Here is a 24,204-nt window from a genome sequence, read left to right as displayed (position 1 = left end):
CCACCAAACCGACGAACTCAAAGAAACGTCAAGCAAAGACTTCAAGCCGGCAAAAAGAACCGCTCTTTCAACGCCTCGAGCCCGAGCGTGTCCATCACCTCGGTCAGCCGTTCGGCCGGCCGGCGCCGCGGCAGATCCTTGTAGTGCGCGACGATCAGCTCGTTTTTCATCGAGTGTTCCCAGCCGACCAGCTCGGTCACGCTGACCTGATACCCGTGCGCCTCGAGTTGCAGACAGCGCAGCACATTGGTGATCTGGCTGCCGAATTCGCGCGTATGCAGCGGATGCCGCCAGATTTCCGTCAACGCGTTCTTCAGCGACCGTCCCTTGTTCTGCCGCAACACGCCGGCCACTTCAGCCTGACAACACGGCACGACGACGATGTACTTCGCGTGCTTTTCGAGCGCGAAGCGGATCGCATCATCGGTCGCGGTATTGCACGCATGCAGCGCCGTCACGATGTCGACCTGCGCGGGCAGACGCGTCGACGTGATCGACTCCGCCACCGACAGATTCAGGAACGACATCCCCTTGAAGCCGAGCCGCGCGGCCAACTCTTCGGACTTCGTAACGAGTTCTTCGCGCGTTTCGATGCCGTAAATGTGCGAAGCCCCACCTGCAGTGTCCTGAAACTCCTTGAAAAAAAGGTCGTACAGAATAAAACCGAGGTAGGACTTGCCCGCGCCGTGATCGACGAGGGTCAGGCCGTCTTGTGCGCTCTTGAGGTCTTTGAGCAACGGCTCGATGAACTGGAACAGGTGGTAGACCTGCTTCAGCTTGCGGCGGCTGTCCTGATTCATCTTGCCGTCGCGCGTGAGGATATGGAGTTCCTTCAGGAGTTCGACGGACTGGTTAGGACGGATTTCGTGAGATTTACCTGACATCGTGTAAGCCGGCATCAATTACAACGCGAACGTGCGACAGATGACGGAAAAAGAGAAAAGTTGCTGCCAGTTTACCCAAAGTGCGACGCTCCCCGCGAGGAAGCCGTACGAATCATGCAAGGCATGCCATCAACCTGGAACACTTCCTGCTCGGAAAGCGACGCGCGGAGGCGTCGCGGGAATGGCCTGAAGACAGCTTATGCGCCGGCCGGGCTCCCGGGTCCAAGCCGTGTCGCCAGAAACAGGACGCTGCAGGCGCAACGCCGGACACGCGAACCGAAAGCATGTGGGGAGGACGGTCCCGGAACACGGACCGAACGTTACGTAACCAGCGGCACGTCCGGATCGCAACCGGACGTGTGCTCGGATGATAGATGAGGCAGCAATGGATACGGTACCCAACGGCAACGTTGAACAGAAGTTTCAGGAAATGCTGGCAAAGCTCACCACGACGCCAGCCTGGTCGGAGAAACAGCAGCTCGAACTGGAGATGGCGCGAGACATCTCCACCGAAATGCTGCGGCTCGCGGAAATCATGCGCGACGGCAGCGTCGATCTCGAAACGTGCCTCACGATGCTCAAGTACGCGAAAGTACTCGACTTCGTGATGACTACGCTGGCGTCGCGGCGCGACATCAAGCCGCAAACACTGCGCGTCATCTTCAAGCTCGCCGGGCTGAAAGTGGACGAAGCCTACCCCGGCTAGCGGTTCGGGAGCGCGGCGCGAATCGCCGGATGCCTGGCATTGCGTAACGAACTCCCATTCACGACGATCCGCCATGACAATGCGCGAGCGGCTGGACGCCGCTCGCGATGCAAGGCCTCTGCTCTTTTGAGTCGCTCGCGACGCTGCCTTCCATTCACGCCTGCGGCGCTTCGAGCGGCGGCGTTCCCTCATGAAATAGCGTTTTGAGCTGCGTGCGCAGTTCCGGCGAATCCGCATGTTTGTGAACCGAGACCGCGTGCTGGACGGCAGCTTCGAGCAATTCGCTCTCGCTGTCGGCGGACAACGCAACGGTGCAATGCATTTCGCTCGGAAACTCGCGACAGTCGATGTATTGGCGGCTCATGGCAATCTCCTTGATAGAGACGATCGGCCCTTCCATCGATTGAACGCGCGAAGCGCGTCGGCTGCCATCTGACGCGATGACGCTGCCGCGCATGGCGACGGCGGGCATGTCGTCGGCGGCGACACGGCGCAGCAAAGCGAGGGGATCAACGCGGTGATCGGCGGGGGAACGACGCGAACGGCGTCCGATGGAAGGTGTTTGAAAAGTATAGGTCGCGAGGGTCGGCAGCGATGCGGCGAACGCCATGCACAGCAACGCCGGGGGCGACGGAATCCAGTATTTTCCGGCCCATCCGCACCGCGCCGAACGTCGTGTCTGTGCCGGTATCGGTACCCGGCCGCGTTTGCTCCCTGCTGCGTGCGATGTGACAATAACGCCCTTCGTGCTGCGGTCCGCTCGTTCCGCGAACCCGGCGCTGCCCGCCCCGCTTATCCGCAGAACCGCATGCCATCCTCGCTCGATTCCCCCTGCGTCGCCGTGATCGGCGGCGGCCCCGCCGGCCTGATGGCCGCCGAGACGCTTGCCCGGCGCGGCGTGCAAGTCCACGTGTATGACGCGATGCCATCGGTCGGCCGCAAGTTTCTGATGGCGGGCAAAGGCGGCATGAACATCACGCATTCGGAATCGCTCGAACCGTTTCTTGGACGCTACGGCGCGCGCCGCGCGCAGATCGCGCCGCTCCTCGATGCGTTCGGCCCCGATGCGCTGCGCGCGTGGCTGCACGAACTGGGCGTCGAGACGTTCGTCGGCAGTTCGGGGCGAGTCTTCCCGTCCGACATGAAGGCCGCGCCGATGCTGCGCGCGTGGCTGCATCGGCTACGCGAAGCGGGTGTGCAGTTTCATATGCGTCATCAATGGAGCGGTTGGGCCACGACTTCCGGCGACACCGCGGCTCACACGCTTCGGTTCGACACACTGGGCGGCGAACAGACCGTCAGCTGCGACGCCGTGGTGTTCGCGCTCGGTGGCGCGAGCTGGCCGCGCCTCGGCTCCGACGCCGCATGGGTGCCGCTGATGGCCACGCGCGACATACCGGTGACGCCGCTGCGCCCCGCGAACTGCGGCTTCGACGCGGACTGGAGCCCTTATCTGCGCGAGCGTTTCGCGGGTCAGCCGCTCAAGCCCATCGCGATCACACTCACCGATTTAGACAAAAAAGTCCACAATCGACAAGGTGAAGCACTTCTGACTGAAACGGGCCTCGAAGGGAGCCTGATTTACGCGTTGTCGGCGCCGATCCGCGAGCGGATTCTGGCCGACGGCGACGTCACGATTTCACTGGATCTCGCGCCAGGCTTGCCTCTCGAGCGAGTCGTCGCGGAAGTGACGCGACCGCGCGGCTCGCGTTCGATTGCGAGCCATCTGCATGGCCGGATCGGGATTGGCGGGGTCAAACTGGCGCTGCTGCACGAAATTCTGCCAAAGGAAGCCTTCACCGACGCCACCGCTCTCGCGCAGGCGATCAAGGCGCTGCCGGTACGGCTCGTACGGACGCGGCCGATCGAGGAAGCGATCAGCACCGCCGGCGGCATTCCGTTCGAAGCGCTCGACGGCAATCTGATGATCGGGCAGATGCCCGGCGCGTTCTGCGCCGGCGAAATGCTCGACTGGGAAGCGCCGACCGGCGGATATCTGCTGACGGCGTGCTTCGCGAGCGGGCTCGTGGCGGGTCGGGGCGCGTGCGCGTACCTGGAAGCGCGCGCGGCTTCGGTGTGAGGCGCGGATTGTGATTGGGGTGCGGACCGGGGCGCAAATCAAGTGGCAAATCGAGTGGCAAGGATACAGCGCCCCTCACGCCGTTTTCCTTCACCGCACCTTAAGCCGCCACAACGAAGTCACCTCGGCCGCCCGTGCCGCATGGAGCGGATCGTTCCTGTCGCTCGCCTTCGGATGCCGCGGACGAATATCCTCGCGCCCCGCGACGCTGAGCCCCGCGTTGTCGATGGCGGCCAACAGCCATTCGCGCGAGCGCAGACCGAGATACTCGGCGAAATCGGAAATGATCAGCCAGCCTTCGCCGCCCGGCGACAGATGATCCGCGAGACCGTTGAGGAAACCGAGCAGCATGCGGCTGTCCGGATCGTAGACCGCGTATTCGAGCGGCGATGCGGGCCGCGCCGGCACCCACGGCGGATTGCAGACGACGAGCGGTACCTGCCCTTGCGGAAACAGATCCGTCTGCACGATCTCGACCTGCTGCGCGTAACCGAGACGCGCGAGGTTTTCGCTCGCGCACGCGAGCGCGCGCGGGTCCTGATCGGTCGCGACGATTTTCTGCACGCCGCGTTTGGCGAGCAGCGCGGCCAGCACGCCCGTGCCAGTGCCGATGTCGAAGGCTTTGTCGAGCGCGGGCAGCGGCGCGCGCGCGACGAGATCCACGTATTCGCCGCGCACCGGTGAAAACACGCCGTAGTGCGGATGGATGCGCTCGCCGAGCGCGGGAATCTCCACGCCCTTCTTGCGCCATTCGTGCGCGCCGATCAGACCGAGCAGTTCGCGCAGTGACACGACCGAGGCTTCATCAACGGCTGGCCCGTAGGCTTCCTCGCACGCCTGCCGCACGTCCGGCGCGCGGCGCAGCGAAATGCCGTAATCGGCGTCGAGCGGAATCAGGATCATGCCGAGCGTGCGTGCGCGTTGCGACTGTGCCTGCCGATGCAGATTGAACGCATCGAGCGGCGTCGCGCCCTGCTTGCGCGGCTTGCGTTCGAGCCGGCGCGTGACGGCTTGCAGCAATTGGCGCGCGTTCTGGAAGTCGCCGCGCCACAGCAGGGCCGTGCCTTCGCAAGCAAGCCGGTAGGCCGAGTCGGCAGTGGTGCGGTCATCGGCGACGACGACGCGCTTCGGCGGCGGCACGGCCGCCTCGGAACGCCAACGCGCGGTGCGCGGGCCGTCGGCTTCGGGCCAGGTGATGGTTGCGGAAGTTGCGGCGCTGGTCATGAGATCGGGTGGGGTCGATGGTGCGTCGCCGGAGCCGTTGCCCGCTGCTGCGAGCCGGAACGTCCGCGGGCCATACCGGGCGACGCCCGAATAGTACCGTACCGGTGGTGCGTGGACCGGTGGAGCGAGGTGTACGGGGCGTACCGGTGCAGAGGTTAAGGTGAGTTCCGTAGTGCGGTTAGCACGGAAAATAGACTAAAAAGTCCACAATCGACAAGGTGAAAGAGATATCTCTATTTCGAAGTGGCATGGAATGCTCTCCATCCATGCGAAGTCACCATAAAATTCTCATTTATCACGATATTTCATTGCATATTTTCTCAGAAAAACAAAAAACGCCGTCAAAACATCGACAGCGTTCTTTTTTCTCATGGTTCGAGCCAGCCACGCGAAATCAGGCACCAGCGGGCCCCGCCCGCCGGTGCCGAGCCGCATCAACCGGTCAGCACCGAGTTGTAGGCCGTACCCGCGATCACCACGTTGTTCAGCGTGATGCCGTTCGTGTTGGCGACGAAAACCGGTCCCGGCACCGTCGACGATGCCGGTCCGACGCACACCGGCGTACCGAGGTTGCAGTTCGTGATCGTCACGCCTGTGATCGGCGTGACGGTCGGCACCGGCAGCGGACCGTTGTAGTCGGCGGCCACCGGACCCTGCGCGACGATCGCCTGGAAGCACGAATTCGCGCCGGCGGTGAAGCCCGACGTCATCGCGTACGTTACGCTGCCCGACACGTCGGTCGCGGTCACGTTCGAGATGTTGACGTTGTTGATCGTCGCCGGATTCCAGCGCACCGCATCGCCCGACGCGCTGTAGTCGCAGTCGAACGTGATGAGGCCGCCCTGCCCCGTCGACGGGTTCGCCGCGAGGCCGACCGTGCCCGTGCCCGGCACCGAACCCGGGAAAGCCGAGCCGAGCGCGCCGCCGCCGAACTTGCCCGCGAGGTTCACGCCGTTGGGCAGCGTCACGCCGTTGATCCACACGTTGTTGATGAAGCCGCCGCGGTTCATGTTGGTCTTGAAGCGCAGCGCGATGTTCAGCGGATTGCTGGCCCAGTTCTCGTTCTGCATCGTCAGATTGCGCGCGTAGACGTTTTCCACGCCCGCGCTCATTTCGCTGCCGATCGTGAGACCGCCGTGGCCGCTTTGCATCGTGCAGTTCTGGACCACGATGTTCTGCATCGGACCGTACTCGGTGTCGAGGCACTTGCCGGACTTGATCGCGATGCAGTCGTCGCCGGTATTGAACTGGACGTTCTGCACGAGCACGGTGTTGCACGCGTCCGGATCGAAGCCGTCGTTGTTCGGGCCGACGCTGTCGGCGAACACGCCGTCGATCACGACGTTCGAGCAGGCGGTCGGATGGTGCTGCCAGAACGGCGTGTTCTGCGTGTGGTAGTTCTGCAGCAGCACGTTGGTGCAGCCGATGAACTCGATCATGCACGGACGCAGATAGTGGCCGTTGCCGAACACGCGGTTCAGCACCGGCACGCCGAGCTCGGACAGCGCGGGCAGATAGTTCTGATCCTGATTCCAGCCGGTGCCGGTGAGCAGCGTCATCAGCGTCGTGGTGGTGCCGTCCTGGTTCGTGAACGACACGTTGGCCTTCGGATTCGTGATCTGCGACGAGGGCAGGCTCGTCAGCGCGACGTTGTTCGGATTCGCGTAGGCCTGCGTCGTCGTGGTCGAGCTGGTGCAGCCGTAGGTGCTGCTCGATCCCTTGAACGTCCACCAGCACGAGGTCGGCGGCTGGGTGCTGAGCTGGATCGGCGTCATGGCCTGGCCGTTGAGCACGCAGCTGTTGTCGTCGGCGGTCACGGCGATGTTCTTCTGCTGATACGCGTAGATCGGCGAGCCGAAGTTCAGGCAGTCGTTGGCCTGCCAGCGCGTCCAGTACAGGTTGCCGTTTGCGGTCGGATACGGGCCGTTCTTCGCGTAATCGGCCGGGTTCGGGCTGAAATAGATCGCGCAGCCCGCGGTGAGGTGGAAATTCACGTTGCTCAGCAGCACGATCGGGCCGCCGCAATACCAGTTGCCGGCCGGCACGACCACGCGGCCGCCGCCGGCCTGGTTCGCGGCGCGGATCGCGGCGTTGAACGCGGCGCACGCATCGTAGGCCGAGTCTGTGTAGTCGCACGGCACCATGATGTTCGAGCCGGGGCTTTGCAGGTCGCTCGTCGGATGCGCGGTCTGCTCCGAGCCGCCGGTCACCCAGGGAATCGGGCCGCCCGGCCACGCGGTCGACAGGATCAGGGCCGCCGCGGGCAGCGGCTGCGCGCCGTAGCTCGTCACCTGAAAATCGGTCGACGCGAACATCGACGGTGTGATGTTGGCGAGCTTGTTGATGATCGCCGTGGCTTCGCCGCTCGGCCCCCAGATCGGATCGGCTGCAGCGGTCGGCGGCGGGGTGGTGGCGGGCGGCGTGGTGCTGCCGCCGTTGCTGGCGGAAGGCGAGTCGGAACTGCCGCAGCCGGGCAAGCCGGCAATCAGCCCGGCCCCGGCCGTGGCGCCGGCGAACGCGAGAAAGCTGCGGCGAGCCGGCGATTGCGGGCGCTCCTGCAGCGCGTCGTTGCGTGATGCGTCTACTTTTTTTGTCATGAAGCTCTAGTCTCCTGTCACTTATATGGTGTGCCCGACACGTGCCGCAGCGCCTGCGAACGCGGATGTTTCAATCCTATCTTGTAAGACGACATACAAATAATCGAGGTTTACCTGAATAGGAAAGGCCGCGAATTTACTTATTTCTGTCGGGAAATTTTTCGTTTTATGACGTAAATTGGGTTATACGCGTGAGTACACCACACATCATGATGTAAGACATACGATAACTATGAACAAAAGTTAGCGTGATGAGGGCGAGCTCCCGAGAAGCGCGGGACACGCAACAAAAAACCCGTAAACCATTGGGTTCTACGGGGTTGCAGATACCGCCGAAATTCAGCGCGCCAGAAACGCGGCCGGTGGCACGAAGCGTCGAACGGCTCGACTCCGCTCAACTCAACGCATCGCGCGACATCACGGCCAACTTCAGCCAGCCCGCCGGCGCAGCGTCAATCGCCGCCTTCGCCGTCCGGCTTCCTGAGCCGCTTCCGATGTGCGGCAACTTTCGCGCGATTGCCGCAAACCGCCATGCTGCACCACCGCCGGGCATGTCCGCGTGTGTGATCGACAAACAGCAGTGTGCAACGAGGACCTTCGCACGCTTTCACCTGCGTGAAATCCTCGTTGCACACGAGCTGCGCCAATGCCTGCGCAATCGGCATCAACAAAGATTCGGGCGATTTCCAGCGGCGGCTCTCGCGAAATTCCAACGCGGCATCTACGCCGGGCACGACTTCGCCATATCGCTCGTCCCGCCCGAGAAGCTGATTCAAGGGCTCGAGCCCGACGAGATCGGCGGCAGCCAGCGGCCGCCCTTTGTTCTCGCTGACGAAGCGCCTGAACCACTCGCGTAACGCTCGCGCCTGCCCGGCGACCACATCGAATTCGTGCGATGCGAATTGCGCGCGCAATGCCGCCTGCGCCTCGGGCGGCATCATTCGCGCCTGCTCGAGCCAGGCCAGCAGCCCTTCGCCGTCGCTGATCCAGTCGACTTCCTCATCCCCAGGAGTCGCGACCGAGTTCAGGAAATCGAGGTCCAGCTCGACCTGTTCCGCGACTATCGCAACAACGTCGCGTTATACCCCGCGTTTCAGGACTATTTCCGTACCCATCGGCCGCCGTTGCTGGCGGTGTGGGGCAAGCATGATCCGTTCTTCCTGCCGGCGGGTGCCGAGGCGTTCCGGCGCGATATTCCGGACGCGGTGGTGCGATTCTTCGACACCGGTCACTTCGCGCTCGAAACGCACGCGAGCGAAATCGCCGATGCGATCCGCGAGTTTCTGTCCCGATGATGCGATTGGACGCGCCACCGCCGTCAGACGGGTGCGGAATGTTGATTCGATTGTTGTCTCGACCGCCGCACACTGGATGACGTGCCGGGCTCGACTCGACGCTGAGAATGGGCGGCGGCGAAGTCGAGTCGATTCAAGGGAGCTTTGATTGAGCGCGGCGGCAAAAGAAAAACCCCGGGAGACAGTATCTCGCGGGGTTTTCAGGGTAATGCGGGTAACGCAACTTGGTGCGGCTGCAAGGGACTCGAATGGACCTTATACGGTCAGCAATAAAGAGATAGGCAGGCTAATTGTAAGATTGAATGCCCCGAAAAATGCCCCCACTTTGAACTGCAACTTTGGTTCGACTATCGACTTGAGTCCTACCATCCAAACGGTCGCACGAATGCACCAATGCCGTCTATGGCTGAAGGCGACCCAAAACGGTCATTGATTTGGCCGAATAACATCCTGGCTTACTCGCCCGACGGCACGAAAACTTCAACAGCGGATAGCAAAATTGGCCGCCACCAAAGCCGAAAAGACCAGTGCCGGCGCGAGATGCCGGAATGGCTCCCGGTTCCGCAGCAGCGTGAAGAGCGCTGCGATCAAGATCGCGGCGGCCACCGCCAGACCCAAGACCCTGGTTTGTTGTCCAAGAAGAAATGCCGCACTGAGTAGTTCGAGAGCACCACAGAGCAAACGCAGCCATGCCGGGTAACCCCAGCGTGCGAAGTCTTGCTTCACCGCGCCGAGTCCTGCGAGATTGACCACCCCTGCAATCGCGAACAAGGCCGCCACGATCGTTGCGAGAATTGATTCGACAGATACACTGCTCCAGATCATCGTTACGCTCCACTGCTTTGCTGAAAATATGTTTGCATGGAGAGGTCTGCAATCAGGCCGGGGCCTTGGGGTTCCCATGCAAGAATTCGCCGCGCGAGCTGACCACTTACCGTTTGATCGAGCGCCAAGGCGTCGGCAAATGCACCAAGTGATTGGCGGGCGTCGTCGAGCGGCCAGAGCTCGATGCGATCGGCGCCGACCGAAGCACGAATTGCTTCGCCTATTTCGGTAACCGCGACAGCTTCTTCCGCGGTCACATTGAAGATCTGTCCCGTGACTTGGCCGTTCCCCTTTGCCGCTTGCTCCAGCGCAAGCAGGTAAGCGATGGCGAGATCGTCGACATGGACGGCAGGCCAACTATTACGACTGTCGCCGATGATCTTCACACCACCGATCTGTTGGGCCATACCAGCCAGCATGCCGAAGACGCCGCCACCGTAGCCGTGGACCATCGCCGGTCTGAGAATCACTGCGGCAATTGAACGGTTTGCCGCTAGCGCCTGCACCCGTTGTTCCACCACGGGCCGCCAGGCCACGAGTGGTGTCGGACTGAGAGCCGATGCTTCAGTCGCGAGTTTCCCGTTCGTATTGCCGTAGACCCAGATACCAGACGTATAGACAAACACTGAACCCGGGCGCAAATGCGAAAGCATTGCTACGACTGAGACCTCATCGGTAGCGGCAGCAGACGCATCATTGGTCGACGCGGTGTGCACCACGCCATCGGCGGCACCGGCTGCTGCGGCAAAAGACTGCGGCTCGCGCAGGTCACCTGGGTGCAGTTTCACGCCAAGACGCGCCAGCGCGCTGGCCGCCGCCGATGTGTCTTGACGCACCAGCGCCGTTACGTGATGGCCACGGCCGATTGCCTTGCGGGCGACCGCTTGCCCGATGTAGCCCGTGCCACCTGTGATGAATAGTTTCAAAGCGTTCTCCCAACATATCCTGCGTAGTTGAATAGTCACAAACGAGACCATACAGTCTCGTTTTCGCAAACGATAAACGAGACTAACCAGTCTTGTCAACTATTCGGCGATCTGTTATTTATTGGGGATGAACGCTATTTCACTTTCTGGCTTGAGCCCGCTGCAACGCCGCAAGCGATCCGCAATCCTTGACGGTGCGAAAACCGTTTTTCTACGTCAGAGTTTCAGTCTGGCAACGATGGACGATGTTGCTTCTGCCGCCGGCGTGGCCAAACAGACTGTCTATCGGCACTTCGGGTCGAAGGAGGCGTTGTTCGTTGGGCTGGTGCTTTCGATGTGCACCGAGGTAGGCGAGCTGCTTGCCAATTCTCGGCGCGAGCAATCCGATGGTGCGCTGGAAGTCGAGTTGCGCGAGTTGGGATGGTCGCTAGCACACAGCCTTATCACTCCGGATAATCTGCGGCTTTACCGAACCATTGTTGCCGAGGCCGAGCGCCTTCCGGAGCTTGGCCAGGTGTTTTACGAAAATGGGGCGAAGGTCGTGCGTGCTATTGCCGCCCAAATTCTGCGCAAGCGATTTGACGAATCGATTGCTGTCGTACGAGCCGCGACATTCGTTCAGTTGGTGCTGGGCGACGCGTATCTGGAACTGTCAATCGGTTGTCCGGTTCCCGACATTGAAGCGCGCTTTGCGCTGCAGATCGACGAGGCTGTGACAGCAGCACTTCGCTAAGTAAGCGCTTCGTGTTGAAGGTCCGCTTCTGGCCGGCAAGCGACCGCTCGCCGACCGTTACGTCATTAAACTTCAGTTTGCTCCGACATCTCAAGGGCTTGATCCACTGGTTCCCGTGTCCGACCCGATTCTGGGAGCACCAGAACCCAAGAGTCCGGGATGGCCCTGACATACCTTAGTGATCGAATCCACCTTGATCTGCTATCGCCCCCAGATCGCGGGCGCCGTGCAACACCCGGATAATCGTCACCGCCTGATCGGCCGGGCGATAATAAACAGCGTAGGACGAGTGAAATAGCACTCGCAGATCTGCTGCGAGCTGCCTTCGTTCCGGGCAGCCTAACGGAAAAAGTAATAGCTGCTGACAAGCCTCGTAGAGGCCGGCGACAAACCGGTCGGCCGTAGCCTCCGATGCCTCTTCCGCAATGTACGACCAAATTTCCGCCAGATCGAGTTCGGCTCGATCGGTTAGCTGGAGCGTTCGGCTAATAGCTGCCTCCCTCGGGCAATAACGCTCTCAGGATCGAACTTCTTTACGCGGCCAGCAGCAACGTCCGCCAGACCTCGATCGATCTCGGCCTTGAGATCGGCCAGTTCGCTTAGCATCAGTTGACGCCGGGTTTTCCACTCTCGCAACGCTTCACGCACAACCTCGCTGGTCGATGCGTACTCACCGTCTTCGACAGCCTGCTTGATGGCGCTTGCCATCTCTGGCGGCATGGTTACCGTCAGGCGCTCCAGGGTGGTAGACATGGGAGACTCCCGATTAGACACCGGTTCATACTTTATCATACCGCTAGGGTTCAAGTTCCAGCGGCGTTGCAAGATGGACGCCTGCTAGCAGCCGGCGACCACTTTCGCACGAGCCGCCAAGTCTGCGCACACACAGCGCACCTTTTTCGCGACGCTAGCGCACCCGTCTGCTCACGGTATCTCGTTTTTCTGCGCAGACTGTTATCGCTGCTTGCGCCGAGTGCACTCCCTTTTTGCGCCAAGTAGTTTCGCGTTGCCTCGTTTTATTCACTTCGACTCAACAACCGTGCACACGCTATTTGCACCCTTGTTGTCACGATGTCGCACATGCTGCGCATCGCATTTACATGGGCGTTAACTTTTATTGCATAGCGCGCGTATACCCGTTGAACGGGATTAACTCTGAGCCGCAAAAACAACGAGAAAACAAGGTAAGGCAGGATAGGCCAGCGCCGGTTTTGGGCACCAATTGACGAACGACGATTTCCCAAGCCTAGCCGACACGCTCCTGAGACTTGAGATCATCCAGGTAATCGGCCCACCGTTGCATCATCGCCCGCCGCTCCTTGAGAAATTTCGTACGGTTGCACGCTTTCCCGAGCGTGTCGGGAACCGCATGAGCGAGCTGATGCTCAATCACCTCCGGCTTCTGTTCAAGTTCCTCGTGCAGAATCGTGCGGGCCATCGCGCGGAAACCGTGGCCGGTGATTTCCGTGCGCGTGTCGTAACCCAACCGGCGCAGTGCCGCATTAATCGCTGCGTCGCTCATCGGCCGTTGCGCGGAACGCGCGCCGGGAAAAACGTAACGACCGCCACCGGTCAACGCGTAAAGCTCCCGAAGAATCTGAACAGTCTGAGTCGCCAAAGGCACCAGATGCTCCGTCTGAGTCTTCGTAACGAGGTACCGCCATTCCGCCTTGTCCAGATCGATTTGTGTCCACTCAGCCTTGCGCAACTCCCCCGGACGTACAAACAGCATCGGAGCCAGCTTGAGTGCGCAGAGAACCGGAAACGTCCCTGCAAAGCCGTCGAACGCCCGCAGCATCGCCCCGACCTTTTCCGGCTCGGTGATAGAAGCAAAGTGAATGGTTTGCGCCGGCGGAATCGCTTTGACCAGGTTCCCGGCTGGATCGTCTTTGCAGTAGCCCTCTTTGACCCCATAGCGGAATACACGGCTAATCTCGCTGCGAACCTTATGGGCCGTAAATCGTGCTCCACGGCTGTCGATCCGCTTCAGCACAGACAGAATCTCGAGCGCATCGATCTCGCTGACCGGCCGTTTACCAAGCCAAGGAAAAACGTCTTTCTCGAAGCGAGCCTTGGTCTTCTCCCAAGACCCTGCTGTGACATAAGGCTTGCGCTCATCCAGCCAGCCCTGGGTCGCTACTGCAAACGAATTGGCCGCGGCCATCCGCGCAGCACGCTTTTCGGCCTTCTTCACCTCCCCAGGGTCGAACCCCGCTGCAAGCGCCTTCCGCGCCTCATATCGCCGCTCCCGTGCATCCGCTAACGATACGTATGGATAGATCCCAAGCGCGAGTCGCTTCTCCTTTCCGGCAAAGCGGTACTTCAGCCGCCAATATTTCGAACCGTTTGGAGCAACTTCGAGGTACATCCCCTCGCCATCGGTAAGCCGGTACAGATTCTCCCGAGGCAAGGCTTTGCGAATAGCAATGTTGGTCAGCGGCATGGCGTCACCTTACAGTGCATGGGGGCATTTTTTCTGCGGGGTGTCCAAATTTGTTGGTATCTCACCAACAAATGCCCCCAAGTGCCCCCGGGATTCACCCGGAAACCACCAAACCACTATAGAACAAAAAACCCGCTAAGCCTTACGGCGTAACGGGTTTTGGTGTCGCTACTGGGAAGCTAACTGGTGCCGGCTGCAGGACTCGAACCCGCCACCTCATGATTACAAGTCAAGCGCTCTACCTGATGAGCTAAGCCGGCATGAGGCCGTGATTCTACTTCATTTCACGATCTTAAGGCGAGCCCTGCCGCCGCCTTTCGACCCGTCGTCGTCCGGTTGCGGCTTGTCCGCGGCGTTGTCAGTGCTGGCATCCAGATCGGCCGGCGCCGTTTCGACCGCGCGCGGCGCGGCGGGCACTTCGGGTTCGTCCGCGGCGTCCGCGCCCGAATCCTGCGCCTCGCCCCCCGCCGATTCGACCGGAAATGCCATGCCCTGGCCGTTTTCGCGCGCGTAGATCGCGAGAATGTTGGCGACCGGCACCTCGATCTTGTGCGACTTGCCCGAGAAGCGCGCGTTGAACTCGATCCACTCGTTGCCCATCTGCAGCTGGCTCGTCGCCTCGAAGCTGATGTTCAGCACGATCTCGTTGTCACGCACGAACTGACGCGGCACACGCGTCTGATTGTCGACCCGCACCGCGATGTGCGGCGTGTAGCCGTTATCCGTGCACCACTCGTAAAGCGCGCGCAGCAGATAAGGCTTCGTGGAAATCTCTTGCATCAACAGTCCTCTTGCGGGCACGGACGCGCATCGGAGCGATGCGGCGCCCGCGCTCCAAAGCCAAACTCAACGGCGCATCACCTTTTCCGACGGCGTCAGCGCTTCGATATAAGCCGGGCGGCTGAAAATGCGCTCGGCGTACTTCATCAGCGGCGCAGCGTTCTTCGACAGCTCGATGCCGTAGTGATCGAGACGCCACAGCAGCGGCGCGATCGCCACGTCGAGCATCGAGAACTCTTCGCCCAGCATGTACTTGTTCTTCAGGAAGATCGGCGCGAGCTGCGTCAGGCGATCGCGAATCGCGAGGCGCGCCTTCTCGTGATTCTTCTCGGCCGCCTTGCCCTTCTCGTTTTCGAGCGTGCCGACGTGGACGAACAGCTCCTTTTCGAAGTTGAGCAGGAACAGGCGGGCGCGCGCGCGCTGCACCGGGTCGGCCGGCATCAGTTGCGGGTGCGGGAAGCGCTCGTCGATATACTCGTTGATGATGTTCGATTCGTACAGAATCAGGTCCCGTTCGACGAGAATCGGCACTTGACCATACGGATTCATCACGGCGATGTCTTCCGGCTTGTTGAACAGGTCGACGTCGCGGATCTCGAAGTCCATGCCCTTTTCGAACAGCACCAGCCGGCAACGCTGGGAGAACGGGCAAGTAGTGCCGGAATACAGAACCATCATATTTACGTTTCCTCAAAAAGCTGAAGGGCCAGCGCACGGAAAAACCGCTCAGCAGGTTTTTCCTGGCGCCGGCCCCACGCCGTGTAGCGGCGTGATTATTTGATATGTTTCCAGTACGCGGCGTTCAGTCGCCAGGCGAAAAAGCTCAGGATACCGAGGAACAGCAGCACCCACACGCCAAGCTGCTTGCGGGTTTGCTGCGTCGGTTCGGACATCCATGACAGGTACGACACGAGGTCGGCCACAGCAGAATCATAATCTACCGGCGACATCGTCCCCGGAGTCAGTTGCTGGAAGCCGAGGAACTTGTGTACCGTTTCGCCGGTTTTTTCGTCGGTTTCATCGCCGAATTTCGCCGCGCGCTGCCCCTGAAGCTGCCATAGCACGTGAGGCATGCTCACGTTTTCATACACCAGATTGTTCCAGCCGGTCGGCCGCGTATCGTCGCGATAGAAGCTGCGCAGATACGTGTACAGCCAGTCCTTGCCGCGCGCCCGCGCCTCCACCGACAGATCCGGCGGCGTCGCGCCGAACCACGCTTTCGCGTCGTCCGGGCGCATCGCCACCGTCATCGTGTTGCCGACCTTGTCGGTGGTGAACAGCAGGTTCGCCTGAATTTCAGCCGGCGTAATGCCGAGATCGGTCAGGCGGTTGTAGCGCATCAGGTTCGCGCTGTGGCAATTCAGGCAGTAGTTTACAAACAATTGCGCGCCGCGCTGCAAAGAAGCGAAATTGTTCGTGTTGTCCGGCGCGCGGTCGAGCGGGAAATTCTCGTCCGCGTGGGCCGGCGCGGCCAGTAGCGCAAGCAGCGTCGCGCCGATCAGCGCGCACATCGAAAGCAGTTTTTTCATCTTCGTATTCTCCTGGCTCGCGATTAGTGAGGCTTGAACCGCACCCGCTCCGGCGGCTGCTTGAACTTGCCAAGCCGCGTCCAGAACGGCATGCCGAGGAAAAACGCGAAGTAGATCAGCGCGCAGACCTGGGCGATCAGCGTCGAGACCGGCGACGGCGGCCGCGTGCCGAGGAAGCCCAGCGTCAGGAACGCGATCACGAAGATGCCGTAGAACACCTTGTGAAAAAACGGCCGGTAGCGGATCGACTTGACCGGCGACTGGTCGAGCCACGGCAGGAAGAACAGCGAAATCACCGCGCTGCCCATCACCACCACGCCCCAGAACTTCGACTCGGTGAACGCCATCGCGAGAATCACGAGCACCGCGAGCACCGGCAGACCGAGCTTCCACTTGCCGCGCGCGCGCACGAGCGCGAGCAGGCCGAGCAGACCGATCACGATCATCAGCACGATCTTGAACGGGTCCGTGGTGGCGCGCAGCATCGCGTAAAAGGCCGTGAAGTACCACACCGGGGCAATTTCCGGCGGCGTTTGCAGCGGATTCGCGGGAATGAAGTTGTTCGCTTCGAGGAAGTACCCGCCCATTTCCGGCGCGAAGAAAATGATCGCCGCGAAGATCAGCAGGAAAACCGTCACGCCCATGAAGTCGTGCACGGAGTAGTACGGGTGGAACGGAATGCCGTCGAGCGGCACGCCGTCCGGGCCCTTCTTCGCCTTGATCTCGATGCCGTCCGGGTTGTTCGAGCCGACCTCGTGCAGCGCCACGAGGTGCGCGATCACGAGGCCGACCAGCACGAGCGGAATCGCGATCACATGAAACGCGAAGAAGCGGTTCAGCGTGACGTCGGAGACGACATAGTCGCCGCGAATCCACAGCGACAGATCCGGCCCGATGAACGGAATCGCCGAGAACAGGTTCACGATCACCTGCGCGCCCCAGAACGACATCTGGCCCCACGGCAGCAGGTAGCCGAAGAACGCCTCGGCCATCAGGCACAGGAAGATCATGCAGCCGAAAATCCACACGAGCTCGCGCGGCTTGCGGTACGAGCCGTACATGAGCCCGCGGAACATGTGCAGGTACACGACGACGAAGAACATCGACGCGCCCGTCGAATGCATGTAGCGGATCAGCCAGCCCCACGGCACCTCGCGCATGATGTACTCGACCGACGAAAACGCGAGCGTCGCGTCGGGCTTGTAGTTCATCGTGAGGAAGATGCCGGTGACGATCTGGTTGACCAGCACCAGCAACGCAAGCGAACCGAAGAAGTACCAGAAGTTGAAGTTCTTCGGCGCGTAGTACTCGGAAACGTGCTTCTTCCAAGTGGAAGTCATCGGGAAGCGCTGGTCGATCCAACCAGCCAGCCCGGTCGTCTCTACTTCGTGTTCGCTCGCCATTACGCTTCTCCTTTTTCGTCCTTCCCGATCACAAGGGACGTCGCCGACGTGAACATGAAACGCGGGATGTCGAGGTTCTGCGGGGCGGGTTTGTTCTTGAAGACGCGGCCGGCCATGTCGTAGGTCGAGCCGTGGCACGGGCACAGAAAGCCGCCTGGCCAGTCGTCGGGGAGATTGGGCTGCGGGCCCTCCTGGAAGCGCGGCGTCGGCGTGCAGCCCAGATGCGTGCACACGGCGACGGCGACGAGCAGATGCTTGTTCTCGGCGCGCGAACGGAATTCGTTGTTGCAGTAATCCGGCAGCGGCATCGAGAACGGATTCAGCGAGTGAGGGTCCGCCACCATGTTGTCCGCTTTCTGGACGTCGGCCAGCATGCGGTCCGTGCGGTTGATGACCCACACCGGCTTGCCGCGCCAGGCGACCGTCATCATGTCGCCGGGCTTGAGACTGCTGAAATCGACTTCGACCGGGGCACCCGCTGCCTTGGCCTTTTCGGATGGTGCAAACGAACTAACAAAGGGTACAACAACGGCAACACCTCCTATGCCGCCTGCTACGGTCGTCGCTACCAGCCAGTTACGGCGGCTGCCATCGACGCGTTCCTCTTCTTTGTCTCGCATCACACGCCCCACTTCTGAGTTGGATTTTTCCTTCACGTCGCTTCTACCGCCGCTAGTTTGCTCGAATGGAGTCGCCATTTACAAGGGCCGAGTGCCAAAAACCATGCGAAGCCCTTGATAACTCAGGGTTTGTCCGTACCGATCGCAAACTTTTTCGCACCTCCTTTTAAGTGCCTTCTACGGTATTCATGCCTTCCACTTTGTTAATGCAATTCGCAATTAAACCGGATTGGGGATATCGATAAAGAGGTGTTCGATATCGAACGATTCGGACAGATGCTTGCCCACCGCCTGCACGCCGAAACGTTCGGTCGCATGGTGGCCGGCGGCGAGAAAAGCGACGCCGCTTTCCGCCGCCGCATGCATGACCGATTCCGACACCTCGCCCGTCACGTAGACGTCGGCGCCCGCGTCGATCGCCGCGCCGAACATGCTCTGTGCGGCGCCCGTGCACCAGCCGACGCGGCGCAACTCCATGTCCGGATCGCCGAATACGAGCGGCGCGCGGCCGAGCGTCTGTTCGATCTCGGCGGTGAGGTGCGACAGCGTGATCGGCATCGGCAGCGTGGCGAGCCAGCCGAGATCGTTCTCGCCGAAGCGCGCGTCGCCGATCCAGCCCATCTTCTCGCCGATCTGCGCGTTGTTGCCGAGTTCGGAGTGATCGTCGAGCGGCAAGTGGTAGGCGAACAGGTTCAGGTCGTTGGCGAGCAGCAGCTTCAGGCGCGCATGTTTGCGGCCGGTGATCTGCGGCGCCTCGTTGCGCCAGAAGTAGCCGTGATGCACCAGCACGGCGTCCGCGCCCCACTCGAGCGCAGCCTCGAGGAAGGCCGCCGAGGCGGTCACGCCGGTCGCGAGACGGCTGATCCGGCGCCGTCCTTCGACCTGCAGTCCGTTCGGGCAATAGTCCTTGAAGCGCGCGGTTTCAAGGAGATTGTTCAAGTACAATTCAAGTTCTATCCGATCCATATAGACCTCTAGTCTTCAGATGCTTAGACGCTTCTGGCTGTTATTTGCCCAAGCGGTGACTGTGCTGTTGGCGCTGATGTTCATCATTGCGACCCTCAAACCGCAGTGGCTCCAGCGTCAAGGGCAGTTCGGCAGACAACTCGCCGAACCGATCGTCGCGCTGCGGGAAGTGGCGCCAGGCATCGGCGGCGGCCATGCCGAGGCGTCCTATGCGGATGCCGCGCAAAAAGCGATGCCCGCGGTCGTCAATGTGTTCTCCAGCAAGGATGGCTCACTGCCACCCGACCCGCGCGCGAAAGACCCGCTGTTCCGCTACTTCTTCGGCGACAAAAACAATCGCAAGCAGCCGGAGCAGCCCGCCTCGAATCTCGGCTCAGGCGTGATAGTGAGTTCGGAAGGTTACATTCTAACGAACCAGCACGTCGTCGACGGCGCCGATCAGATCGAAGTCGCGCTCGCCGACGGCCGCACCACCAGCGCGAAGGTGATCGGCGTCGATCCCGAAACCGATCTGGCCGTGCTCAAGATCAACCTGACCAATCTGCCCACCATCACGCTTGGGCGCATGGATCAGACGCACGTCGGCGACGTCGTGCTCGCGATCGGCAATCCGTTCGGCGTCGGCCAGACCGTGACGATGGGCATCGTCAGCGCGCTCGGGCGCAATCACCTCGGCATCAACACGTTCGAAAACTTCATCCAGACCGACGCGGCGATCAACCCCGGCAACTCGGGCGGGGCGCTCGTCGACGTGAACGGCAACCTGCTCGGCATCAATACCGCGATCTATTCGCGCTCGGGCGGCTCGCTCGGCATCGGCTTCGCGATTCCGGTGTCGACCGCGCGCAGCGTGCTCGAAAGCATCATCACGACGGGCTCGGTCACGCGCGGCTGGATCGGCGTCGAGCCGCAGGACGTCACGCCCGAAATCGCCGAGTCGTTCGGGCTCGAGCAGAAGTCGGGCGCGATCGTCGCGGGCGTGCTGAAGAGCGGCCCGGCGGATCGCGCGGGCATCAAGCCCGGCGACATCCTGATGAGCGTGAACAACCAGGAAATCACCGACACCACGCGCCTGCTGAACGTGATCGCGCAGATCAAACCGGGCACGTCGGCGAAAGTGCATCTGGTGCGCAAGGGCCATCCGATCGACCTCGACGTGACGATCGGCAAGCGTCCGCCGCCGCCGAAGCAGGCCGAAGACGATAACGGCGGCGATCAGCCGGATGATGATGGGGGTTGAGGGCCGCCGGGCGTGAGCCTCGCGGACGCGTCGTAAGGTATGGCGAGGTGTGTTGCCGCCAGCAGGCGCCGCGCATAGCGCCTCCGCGCCGGCGCGTAGTGCGAAGACCGCCGGCTAGCCGGATACGCACGTACGAAAGCAAAAGGGCAGTCCATGATGGACTGCCCTTTTGCTTTGCCTGGCCGGGCTTGCTCGCCGCATGCCGGCGCTCAATTCGACGGCGGACTGGCATCCTCCGTCACCGCCGCCGGCTGCTTGCCGACGAACACCCGCGCCGCGATGATGCCCGCTTCGTACAGCACGATCAGCGGCACCGCGAGGATCAGTTGCGAGAACACGTCCGGCGGCGTCACGACGGCCGACACCACGAACGCGCCGACGATCACGTAGGGGCGAATCTCCTTGAGCTTCTTCAGCGTGATGACGTTCATGCGCACGAGCAGCACGACGACGATCGGCACCTCGAACGTCACGCCGAACGCGATGAACATCGTCAGCACGAAGCTCAGGTAATTGTCGATATCGGTCGTCATCTCCGCGCCGAGCGGCGCGTTGTAGTGCGCCATCACGCGAAAGATAGTCGGAAACACGACGAAGTACGCAAACGCCATGCCGCACAGGAACAGCGTGTAACTGCTCGCCACCAGCGGCGCGACCAGCTTCTTCTCGTGCTGATACAAGCCCGGCGCGACGAACGCCCAGATCTGGTACAGCACGACCGGCAGCGCGATCACGAACGCCACCAGCATCGTCACTTTCATCGGCACGAAGAACGAGCCGGTGACGTCGGTGACGATCATCTTGCCGTCCTTCGGCAGGTTCATCATGAGCGGCCGCGCCAGCAGCCGGAAAATGTCCGGCGCCCAGTACACGAGCCCGATGAACACCACGATGACGGCTAAGCCCGCACGGATGATGCGGTCACGCAGTTCGACAAGGTGGGAAATGAAGGTCTCTTCAGCGCCTTCGCTCTGGGATTGCTGGGGGTCGCTCACACCGGCCCTCGGTTAGAGATTGTCGTTCTGATCATCAGAAGAACCGCGTCGGACGACGCAGGCTGGCGGGCGTATGCCGGGCAACGCGCGCGGCACCCGACTGCACGCGCGTGCGGCGCAGGCTTGCGCGCTTGTACCAGGCGGGTGTAGCGCTCTGCTTGACGCGCCAGTTCTTGCGCCTGGGCGCAGCGGCCGGCGTGCTGACCGGCCACGATGTGGTGCCCGAAGCGTTGCTGCCGGCATCTTCGAGCGCACCGCCGGCCATGCCCGGCGACACCGACGTGCCGCTGTTCCACGCTTCGTTCAGTTCGTTCTCGTGCTTGCGCAGATTGTCCTGAACCGCGCTTTCGACATTGCTCGCGGCCTTTTCGAACTCGGTTTTCATGCGCCGTAGTTCGTCCAGCTCGATTTCGCGCGTGACCTCGGCCTTCACGTCATTGATATACCGCTGTGCGCGGCCGAACAGCGCGCCGGCCGTACGAGCGACACGCGGCAGGCGCTCAGGCCCGAGGACGACCAGCGCGACGACGCCGATCAGCGCCATCTTGGTTAGACCGAGGTCCAGCATGAAGTGGAATGTCCGTCAGTAACGCGGGAACGGCAAAAGCGCCGCGGCTTAGCGGTAGTCGCTCGAATGCGGCGTCTTTTCCTTGGCTTCGACGTCCACCGCGCCGTTGCGCGGCAGTTCGCGTTGCTGCTGCGCGTCGTCTGCCGGCGATTCGGCGTCCTTCATGCCTTCCTTGAACCCCTTCACCGCGCCGCCCAGATCGCTGCCGATGTTGCGCAGCTTCTTCGTACCGAACACGAGCGCAACGATCAGCAACACGATCAGCCAATGCCAAATGCTCAACGAACCCATGACTACTCTCCTTAACTTCGGCATCGCCCCGCGATGCCGAAAATTTTGTGCGCCTTGCGACGCAACCTGAAGCGCGAACGCTTCGTCTCCATCGCGTCTGTACCGCTTTGTCCCCGGCGCCTTGCCCCGGCAAGCGCTCGCGGTTGCAAGGCAGTTGCGATTCACCCGGCGGCACAACCGCTGCCATTCTGGTCAGACGACCGCGTCGGCGTTATTACACTGCGGCAAATACAACGCCCACGCCGATCGCCTTTGCCTCACCCGCCGCGTCCCGTGAGCGCGAAGCATCGCGCCCCCCATGAAAGCCGCGCCGCCGCGCCTAGCCCATGCGCTGCCAGGGACGCGGCCCCGCGAGAATATGCGCGTGCAGGTGATACACCTCCTGCCCGCCGCCCGGACCGGTATTGATTACCGTGCGAAAACCCGTTTCGCCGCCGCTGTAGGCGACACCCAGTTGCTCGGCGAGGCGCGCCGTCAAGACAAGCATTCTACCAAGCAGAGGCGCATCGTTTTCGGTGCAGTTCGACAGCGTCGCGATGTGCTTGCGAGGGATGACCAGCACGTGAGTTTCGGCCGCCGGACGGATGTCGCGGAAGGCGACGAACTCGTCGTCTTCATAGACTTTGGTCGACGGGATTTCGCCGGCGGCGATCTTGCAGAAAAGGCAATTCGGATCGTGACTCATCGTATTCCTGACGCGATATGACTGGAGCGCGAAGCACGCGGCAAGATCCGACCCGAAAGCCGGCCTGATGAACAGACCGCAAGTCGCTCAGACCCAGCCGCGTGGATTCGCGAACGGCTTGTTATCGTACAGATACAGCCAGCCTTTGATAATACGGTACAACATCCAGATGCTGACGGCCCACAGCACCGGAATGCCGATCACGACGAGCAGCAGCGACGCGCCGATCGCATAGCCGACGAGGCCCATCCAGAACGTGCGGATCTGCCACTGGAAGTGCGCTTCGTACGGTGTGCCGGCCACGTCCGGCCGCTTGATGTAGTTGACGATGACGGCAATCAGAATGGTCAGCCCGCCAGTGAGCCAGTGCACCGCATACAGCGCGTACAGCACGTGCGTGAGCGTGCGCAGGCTGCGCTCGCGCTCAGGCTCCATGGCGTTGCGATAGACCGGCGACGGATAGCTTCCTTGCGACTGTTCCATGCTCGCGTCCTCCGAAGGTGCGTTTACCGCAATATGGGTGCCCGCGCCCGCGACTTCAAGCGCAAGCGCCCGGTTACTGCCTCGTCACGACTGCCGGATTGCCACTCAGTCGCAGCGCAATCGCCGCTCAGTCGCCGTTCTGCTCGCGCTCGCGGCTCTTGCGCAGCGCTTTTTCCTCGATGCCCGACAGCCCTTCGCGGCGTTCGAGTTCAGCGAGCACGTCCGCCGGGCTCAGATCGAAATGCGACAGCATCACGAGGCAATGAAACCACAGGTCCGCGACCTCGCCGACCAGCGCCTTCGGCGCGCCGCCGTGGCGCGCGTCTTTCGCGGCCAGCACGACTTCGGTGGCTTCCTCGCCGATCTTCTTCAGCACCGCGTCGTCGCCCTTGTGAAACAGGCGCGACACGTACGAAATGTCCGGATCGCCGCCCTTGCGGCTGTCGATGACCGCCGCGAGACGCAGCAGCGTATCGTTCGTGGAAGCCGAAGCGGGCGACGGGTTTTGCGTGGATTGCGTCATTTGTAGATGTGTTCGGGGTCTTTCAGCACGGGATCGACGGCCTGCCAGTCGCCGTCCGCGACCGAGCCTTCGAATTTCTGGAAAAAGCACGAGTGGCGCCCGGTGTGGCACGCGATGCCCGACACCTGCTCCACCTTGAGCAGCACCACGTCTTCGTCGCAATCGAGCCGCACTTCATGCACGTGCTGCACGTGGCCGGACTCCTCGCCCTTGAACCACAGGCGCTGGCGCGAGCGCGAGAAATACACCGCGCGGCCCGTTTCGACCGTCTTCGCGAGAGCCTCGCGGTTCATCCACGCGAACATCAGCACGTCGTTCGTCGACGCTTCCTGCGCGATCACAGGCACGAGGCCGTTCGCGTCCCACTTGACCTTGTCGAGCCAGTTCACTGCCGAAGAATTCGTCACG

At 61.7% G+C, this 24,204-nt stretch carries 26 protein-coding genes, 1 tRNA gene and 1 pseudogene; 5 read left to right on the top strand and 23 right to left on the bottom strand.

Annotation, left to right across the window (positions count from 1 at the left end):
- Positions 1–41: 41 nt before the first annotated feature.
- A complete protein-coding gene (locus tag F3J20_RS18500) occupies positions 42–884 on the bottom strand; it encodes an SAM-dependent methyltransferase (protein WP_167045674.1) in 843 nt (280 codons plus the stop codon).
- 385 nt (positions 885–1,269) lie between these two features.
- Between F3J20_RS18500 and F3J20_RS18495 the strand changes: the two genes are divergently transcribed.
- A complete protein-coding gene (locus F3J20_RS18495; RefSeq protein ID WP_167045671.1) occupies positions 1,270–1,590 on the top strand; it encodes a DNA-binding protein in 321 nt (106 codons plus the stop codon).
- A gap of 154 nt (positions 1,591–1,744) precedes the next feature.
- Here the strand turns inward: F3J20_RS18495 and F3J20_RS18490 are convergent, their stop codons facing one another.
- Positions 1,745–1,954 carry a DUF1059 domain-containing protein gene (locus tag F3J20_RS18490; protein WP_167045668.1) on the bottom strand — a complete coding sequence of 70 codons (210 nt, stop codon included), beginning with the start codon at positions 1,952–1,954 and terminating at the stop codon, positions 1,745–1,747.
- A gap of 444 nt (positions 1,955–2,398) precedes the next feature.
- Here F3J20_RS18490 and F3J20_RS18485 point away from each other — a divergent pair, with 444 nt between their 5' ends.
- On the top strand, positions 2,399–3,670 hold the full coding sequence (locus F3J20_RS18485; protein ID WP_167284142.1) for a TIGR03862 family flavoprotein: 1,272 nt from the start codon (positions 2,399–2,401) through the stop codon (positions 3,668–3,670).
- A gap of 90 nt (positions 3,671–3,760) precedes the next feature.
- On the opposite strand, the gene F3J20_RS18480 is transcribed toward F3J20_RS18485, so the two are convergent.
- The 3 genes from F3J20_RS18480 to F3J20_RS18470 form a co-directional block, all read right to left on the bottom strand.
- Positions 3,761–4,894 carry a class I SAM-dependent methyltransferase gene (locus tag F3J20_RS18480; RefSeq protein ID WP_167284141.1) on the bottom strand — a complete coding sequence of 378 codons (1,134 nt, stop codon included), beginning with the start codon at positions 4,892–4,894 and terminating at the stop codon, positions 3,761–3,763.
- A 434-nt stretch (positions 4,895–5,328) separates the two neighbouring features.
- Positions 5,329–7,491, bottom strand: a complete 2,163-nt coding sequence (locus F3J20_RS18475; protein ID WP_167284140.1) for a glycoside hydrolase family 28 protein — start codon at positions 7,489–7,491, stop codon at positions 5,329–5,331.
- A 452-nt stretch (positions 7,492–7,943) separates the two neighbouring features.
- Complete coding sequence (locus tag F3J20_RS18470) at positions 7,944–8,555, bottom strand: ABATE domain-containing protein (RefSeq protein WP_167284177.1); 612 nt, start codon at positions 8,553–8,555, stop codon at positions 7,944–7,946.
- Between F3J20_RS18470 and F3J20_RS18465 the strand changes: the two are divergent.
- A pseudogene (locus tag F3J20_RS18465) lies at positions 8,526–8,786 on the top strand (alpha/beta fold hydrolase); the annotation flags it as partial. The gene F3J20_RS18470 and the pseudogene F3J20_RS18465 overlap by 30 nt on opposite strands.
- Positions 8,787–9,266: 480 nt before the next feature.
- Here F3J20_RS18465 and F3J20_RS18460 read toward each other — a convergent pair.
- Positions 9,267–9,611 carry a DoxX family protein gene (locus F3J20_RS18460; RefSeq protein WP_167045650.1) on the bottom strand — a complete coding sequence of 115 codons (345 nt, stop codon included), beginning with the start codon at positions 9,609–9,611 and terminating at the stop codon, positions 9,267–9,269.
- A gap of 2 nt (positions 9,612–9,613) precedes the next feature.
- Complete coding sequence (locus tag F3J20_RS18455) at positions 9,614–10,537, bottom strand: NAD-dependent epimerase/dehydratase family protein (protein ID WP_167284139.1); 924 nt, start codon at positions 10,535–10,537, stop codon at positions 9,614–9,616.
- A gap of 127 nt (positions 10,538–10,664) precedes the next feature.
- Here F3J20_RS18455 and F3J20_RS18450 point away from each other — a divergent pair, with 127 nt between their 5' ends.
- Positions 10,665–11,270: a TetR/AcrR family transcriptional regulator gene (locus F3J20_RS18450; RefSeq protein WP_167045644.1), complete on the top strand. Its 606-nt coding sequence runs from the start codon at positions 10,665–10,667 to the stop codon at positions 11,268–11,270.
- 468 nt (positions 11,271–11,738) lie between these two features.
- On the opposite strand, the gene F3J20_RS18440 is transcribed toward F3J20_RS18450, so the two are convergent.
- The 9 genes from F3J20_RS18440 to F3J20_RS18400 all read right to left on the bottom strand — a co-directional run bounded on the left by F3J20_RS18440 (position 11,739) and on the right by F3J20_RS18400 (position 19,011).
- Positions 11,739–12,023, bottom strand: coding sequence for a ribbon-helix-helix protein, CopG family (locus tag F3J20_RS18440; protein ID WP_240159127.1), 285 nt, complete (start codon positions 12,021–12,023; stop codon positions 11,739–11,741).
- Positions 12,024–12,516: 493 nt separating this feature from the next.
- Positions 12,517–13,713: an integrase arm-type DNA-binding domain-containing protein gene (locus tag F3J20_RS18435; RefSeq protein ID WP_167284138.1), complete on the bottom strand. Its 1,197-nt coding sequence runs from the start codon at positions 13,711–13,713 to the stop codon at positions 12,517–12,519.
- 184 nt (positions 13,714–13,897) lie between these two features.
- Positions 13,898–13,973, bottom strand: a tRNA-Thr gene (locus tag F3J20_RS18430).
- 19 nt (positions 13,974–13,992) lie between these two features.
- Positions 13,993–14,493, bottom strand: a complete 501-nt coding sequence (locus F3J20_RS18425; RefSeq protein WP_167045638.1) for a ClpXP protease specificity-enhancing factor — start codon at positions 14,491–14,493, stop codon at positions 13,993–13,995.
- Positions 14,494–14,559: 66 nt separating this feature from the next.
- Complete coding sequence (locus F3J20_RS18420) at positions 14,560–15,171, bottom strand: glutathione S-transferase N-terminal domain-containing protein (protein ID WP_006052302.1); 612 nt, start codon at positions 15,169–15,171, stop codon at positions 14,560–14,562.
- A gap of 95 nt (positions 15,172–15,266) precedes the next feature.
- On the bottom strand, positions 15,267–16,022 hold the full coding sequence (locus tag F3J20_RS18415; RefSeq protein ID WP_167284137.1) for a cytochrome c1: 756 nt from the start codon (positions 16,020–16,022) through the stop codon (positions 15,267–15,269).
- Positions 16,023–16,045: 23 nt separating this feature from the next.
- Entirely contained in the window at positions 16,046–17,425 is a 1,380-nt protein-coding gene (locus tag F3J20_RS18410) for a cytochrome bc complex cytochrome b subunit (RefSeq protein WP_167045632.1), read from the bottom strand.
- The gene (petA, locus tag F3J20_RS18405) at positions 17,425–18,045 is read right to left on the bottom strand and encodes a ubiquinol-cytochrome c reductase iron-sulfur subunit (protein ID WP_167045869.1); all 621 of its coding nucleotides are present in this window, start codon (positions 18,043–18,045) and stop codon (positions 17,425–17,427) included. Before petA ends, F3J20_RS18410 begins: the two co-directional genes overlap by 1 nt.
- A gap of 219 nt (positions 18,046–18,264) precedes the next feature.
- Positions 18,265–19,011 carry a Nif3-like dinuclear metal center hexameric protein gene (locus F3J20_RS18400; RefSeq protein WP_167045629.1) on the bottom strand — a complete coding sequence of 249 codons (747 nt, stop codon included), beginning with the start codon at positions 19,009–19,011 and terminating at the stop codon, positions 18,265–18,267.
- 19 nt (positions 19,012–19,030) lie between these two features.
- Between F3J20_RS18400 and F3J20_RS18395 the strand changes: the two genes are divergently transcribed.
- On the top strand, positions 19,031–20,251 hold the full coding sequence (locus F3J20_RS18395) for a Do family serine endopeptidase (RefSeq protein ID WP_167045614.1): 1,221 nt from the start codon (positions 19,031–19,033) through the stop codon (positions 20,249–20,251).
- A gap of 209 nt (positions 20,252–20,460) precedes the next feature.
- Here F3J20_RS18395 and tatC read toward each other — a convergent pair whose 3' ends face one another.
- The 7 genes from tatC to hisI form a co-directional block, all read right to left on the bottom strand.
- Positions 20,461–21,246 (bottom strand): twin-arginine translocase subunit TatC, encoded by a 786-nt coding sequence (gene tatC / locus F3J20_RS18390; protein WP_167284136.1) that lies wholly within the window; start codon positions 21,244–21,246, stop codon positions 20,461–20,463.
- A 34-nt stretch (positions 21,247–21,280) separates the two neighbouring features.
- Entirely contained in the window at positions 21,281–21,814 is a 534-nt protein-coding gene (gene tatB, locus F3J20_RS18385) for a Sec-independent protein translocase protein TatB (RefSeq protein ID WP_167045608.1), read from the bottom strand.
- A 48-nt stretch (positions 21,815–21,862) separates the two neighbouring features.
- Entirely contained in the window at positions 21,863–22,105 is a 243-nt protein-coding gene (gene tatA / locus F3J20_RS18380) for a Sec-independent protein translocase subunit TatA (protein WP_167045605.1), read from the bottom strand.
- A gap of 319 nt (positions 22,106–22,424) precedes the next feature.
- Positions 22,425–22,790: a histidine triad nucleotide-binding protein gene (locus F3J20_RS18375; RefSeq protein ID WP_167284135.1), complete on the bottom strand. Its 366-nt coding sequence runs from the start codon at positions 22,788–22,790 to the stop codon at positions 22,425–22,427.
- Positions 22,791–22,877: 87 nt separating this feature from the next.
- Positions 22,878–23,273 (bottom strand): hypothetical protein, encoded by a 396-nt coding sequence (locus F3J20_RS18370; protein WP_167284134.1) that lies wholly within the window; start codon positions 23,271–23,273, stop codon positions 22,878–22,880.
- Positions 23,274–23,400: 127 nt separating this feature from the next.
- Entirely contained in the window at positions 23,401–23,796 is a 396-nt protein-coding gene (locus F3J20_RS18365) for a phosphoribosyl-ATP diphosphatase (protein ID WP_167284133.1), read from the bottom strand.
- Complete coding sequence (hisI, locus tag F3J20_RS18360) at positions 23,793–24,203, bottom strand: phosphoribosyl-AMP cyclohydrolase (RefSeq protein WP_167045593.1); 411 nt, start codon at positions 24,201–24,203, stop codon at positions 23,793–23,795. The genes F3J20_RS18365 and hisI overlap by 4 nt, the downstream gene beginning before the upstream one ends.
- Between the last annotated feature and the right edge of the window lies 1 nt (position 24,204).

The organism is Paraburkholderia sp. Cy-641 (genome assembly GCF_011752945.1).
In the GTDB taxonomy this organism is placed as follows: Bacteria; Pseudomonadota; Gammaproteobacteria; order Burkholderiales; family Burkholderiaceae; genus Paraburkholderia.
The sequence above is the reverse complement of the archived record's forward strand: the minus strand, read 5'-3'. Positions and strand labels throughout refer to the sequence as shown.